Here is a 3385-nt window from a genome sequence, read left to right on the forward strand (position 1 = left end):
GCGTTGATTTTTGGCACGCTGTTGAGTTCTCAAGGAACGGACGCTTCCTTCGTACTCACCCTCGCGGGTTTTCCTCCGGGCTTTCGTTCTGCTGTCTTGCTTTTTTCTTGCGTTTCCGACTCTATCAGACGTTTTCCGTGTCCGATTTCCTCGGCGCTTTCCAGGTCTTCGCCTTCGCGTTTCCCTTTCCGGCGATTCCGACTCTATCAGAAGTTTTCCACCGGATTTCCCGGCTTCGAATTCCTGAATGGAGAGACGGCTGTACCCCGCTGAAACTCAATGGTCCATGTGGGGTGAGAGAGAGTTTAAACCATCGCTGCCGAACTTGTCCAGTTCGAGGCAACCGTTCGAATCTACCTCTCCGCTTGCGCCGTGTCAACGGCGTTTGCGGAACGACGAGGAGACTAGCAGCTCAGCTGCCCGGTGCGCACATCAGGCGGCGGTCGGGAGCGTTGCCGTGCGGTCCGCGGCCTCCACGTCGCCCGTCTCCCCCGCGCGGGCGGCGCGGCCGCCCAGGAGGAAGACGTAGGCGAGGAAGGCCGCCTCCGCGGCCACGCCGATCGTGATGCGGGCCCAGGTGGGGAGGCCCGAGGGGGTCACGAAGCCTTCGATAAGGCCGGAGATGAACAGGACCGCCGCCAGGCCGAGGGCCATGCCGAGGGCCGCGCGGCCCTGTTCCGCGAGGGCCGCGCGGCGGGTGCGGGGGCCCGGGTCGATGACCGTCCAGCCCAGGCGCAGCCCGGTGCCCGCGGCCACGAAGACGGCGGTCAGTTCGAGCAGGCCGTGCGGCAGGATCAGGCCGAGGAAGACGTCGAGCCGGCCCGCGGAGGCCATCAGACCCAGGCCGACCCCGAGGTTGGCCATGTTCAGGAAGAGGATCCAGAGCACCGGGATCCCGAGGAAGGCGCCGAGCACCAGGCAGAGCGCGGCCGCCTGGGCGTTGTTCGTCCACACCTGGGCGGCGAAGGAGCCGGCCGGGTTGCTGGAGTAGTACGTCTCGTACTGGCCGCCGGGCTTCGTGAGCTCCTTCAAGTGCTCCGGCGCGGCGATGGCCCCCTGCACCTCGGGGTGCGTGGCGATCCACCAGCCGATGAGGACACCGAGGGCGGTGGAGAGCAGCGCCGTCGGGATCCACCAGCGGCGGCTGCGGTACACGGCCGCCGGGAAGCCCGCCGTGAAGAAGAGGGCGACGTCGCGCCAGCCCGCCCGGCGGGTGCCCGTCACGGTGGCGCGGGCGCGCGCCACCAGCTGGGTCAGCCTGCCGGTGAGCAGCGGGTCCGGGGCGGTGGACTGGAGGAGGGAGAGGTGGGTGGAGGTGCGCTGGTAGAGCGCGACGAGCTCGTCGGCCTCCTCGCCCGTGAGCTTGCGCCCGCGCCCGAGGAGTTGTTCCAGGCGGTCCCATTCCGCGCGGTGTGCCGTGACGAAGACGTCGAGATCCATCCGGTGCCGCTCCCCTGCCCCAGGTCCCTGGCCGCTGCCTGTTCGTGATGTGGTCAGCTTGGCAGACTGGATGACCGAGGGGCGGGGGCAGGTCGGATGAGAGGTGCTGCGGTGAGCGGTCTGGTGACGGGGGACGCGGTCGTCCTGGGGCTGCGGCCCGCGCGGCTGCCGAGCCGGGCGCTGGCGATCACCCTCGACCTGGCGGTCTATGTCACCGGCTATGTGCTGATCACCGTCGGGCTGACCTTCGCCACCGCCTCCCTGGACACCGCGGCCAGGGCCGCCGTCGGGGTGGCGAGTGTGCTGCTGGTGCTGGTCGGCGTACCGATCGCGGTGGAGACGCTGTCGCACGGGCGCTCGCTGGGCAAGCTGGCCTGCGGGCTGCGGGTGGTGCGGGACGACGGGGGGCCGATCCGCTTCCGCCACGCGCTGGTGCGCGGGGCGCTGGGTGTGGTGGAGCTGTTGCTGACCTTCGGGACCGTGGCGGCGATCGCCTCGCTGGTGTCGGAGCGGGGGCGACGGCTGGGGGATGTGTTCGCGGGGACCCTGGTGGTGCGCGAGCGGGTGCCGGGCAGCCGGGTCATGCCGGTGCCTCCGCCGCCGCCGTGGCTGGCGGGGCGGTTCACCGGGCTGGACCTGTCGGCGGTGCCGGAGGGGCTGTGGCTGGCGATACGCCAGTACCTGACGCGGATGAACCAGCTGGACCCGCAGGTGGGGGCCGCGATGGCGGCGCGGCTCGCGGACGATCTGGTGGCGTGCACGGGGGCGCCGCCGCCGGCCGGGGTGCCTGCTCCCGCGTTCCTGATGGCCGTGGTGCACGAGCGGCAGTCGCGGGACGCCGCCCGGGCCTTCCGCGCTGCCGGGCCCTCGCCGGTTCCGGGGTTCGGGTCCGGCCCCGCTCCGGCGGCTCCCGCCGCGCCCGCGCCGTACATCGCCCCCGCGCCGTATGTCGCCCCCGCGCCCGTCACCCCGCCCCCGCCCGCGCCCGCGCCCGCCGAGACCCCGCGCGCCGGAGGGTTCGCGCCGCCCGCCTGACGGCGCGGGCCCGGGGCCCGGGGGTCAGGGGGTCAGGGGTCACTGGTCCTCGAAGGCCGAGGGCGGTGTCTCCAGGTGTTCCAGTTCGATGCCGGGGGCCGAGAGGACCACGTCCCCGGCGATGTGGATCGTGTGCACCTCGCCCGTGTCCAGCGCGCTGACCTGGTACGCGTCCACCAGCAGCGGGCCGCTGTCCGTGGGGTGGGCCTCCCGTCCGAGCAGCGCCCACGCCTGGTCCACCGTACGAGGGGCCAGCACCGGGTCGGTCAGCGCGAGGAGCCGGACCCGGGTGGCGGGGGCGCCGGGGCTCAGGCGCAGCAGGCGGGCCGTCGCGACGAGGAAGGCCGGGGAGGTGCCGGTGAAGCCGAGGGCGGCGACATTGCCCTCGGTGGCCTCGGTCCCGGTGGGGTCGGTACGGACCCACGTGACGCCGTCGAGCGCGGCACCCCGGACCTGCCAGCTCGCCGCGTTGACCTCCAGCCGGATCGGCCGGCCCAGCTCGTCGATCGCGAGGTCGACGGAGCCGCGGTGCTCGCCGTCCGGGGCGGTGAGCTGGGAGACGTAGCGCCAGCCGGAGGGGCCGGGGGCGCAGTGGAAGTGCTCCTCGCCGAGGGGGGTGTGGTCGTGCGGGTCGTGGAGCGAGTAGCGGCCGCGGGGCATGTGCGCACACTTCTTCGGAGGATGGTGGGGGGACACGGGGCAGGCCCCCGGCACGGGTGCCGGGGGCCTGCGTCACGTACTGCCGATCAGGGTGTGATCAGTAGCGGTAGTGGTCCGGCTTGTACGGGCCCTCGACCTTGACGCCGATGTACGCCGCCTGCTCCGGGCGCAGGGTGGTGAGCCGGACGCCGAGGGCGTCGAGGTGGAGGCGGGCGACCTTCTCGTCGAGGTGCTTGGGCAGCACGTAGAC

4 protein-coding genes are annotated in these 3385 nt (G+C 72.4%); 1 reads left to right on the forward strand and 3 read right to left on the reverse strand.

What is annotated here, in order from left to right; genetic code table 11:
- Positions 1–432: 432 nt before the first annotated feature.
- Positions 433–1440, reverse strand: a complete 1008-nt coding sequence (locus ABZ873_RS34020; RefSeq protein WP_360880710.1) for a stage II sporulation protein M — start codon at positions 1438–1440, stop codon at positions 433–435.
- A gap of 111 nt (positions 1441–1551) precedes the next feature.
- Here ABZ873_RS34020 and ABZ873_RS34025 point away from each other — a divergent pair, with 111 nt between their 5' ends.
- A complete protein-coding gene (locus tag ABZ873_RS34025) occupies positions 1552–2475 on the forward strand; it encodes an RDD family protein (RefSeq protein WP_360880713.1) in 924 nt (307 codons plus the stop codon).
- A gap of 39 nt (positions 2476–2514) precedes the next feature.
- Here ABZ873_RS34025 and ABZ873_RS34030 read toward each other — a convergent pair whose 3' ends face one another.
- Entirely contained in the window at positions 2515–3135 is a 621-nt protein-coding gene (locus ABZ873_RS34030) for a hypothetical protein (RefSeq protein ID WP_360880716.1), read from the reverse strand.
- A 97-nt stretch (positions 3136–3232) separates the two neighbouring features.
- A partial coding sequence (locus ABZ873_RS34035) for an adenosylhomocysteinase (RefSeq protein WP_360880719.1) occupies positions 3233–3385 on the reverse strand: 153 nt, incomplete at its 5' end.

The organism is Streptomyces sp. NPDC047014 (genome assembly GCF_040644195.1).
In the GTDB taxonomy this organism is placed as follows: Bacteria; Actinomycetota; Actinomycetes; order Streptomycetales; family Streptomycetaceae; genus Streptomyces.

Excerpts from the sequence above, each read along its gene's own strand:
- ABZ873_RS34020 (WP_360880710.1), bottom strand. The coding sequence starts at position 1,440 with ATGGATCTCGACGTCTTCGTCACGGCACACCGCGCGGAATGGGACCGC.
- ABZ873_RS34030 (WP_360880716.1), bottom strand. The coding sequence starts at position 3,135 with ATGCCCCGCGGCCGCTACTCGCTCCACGACCCGCACGACCACACCCCC.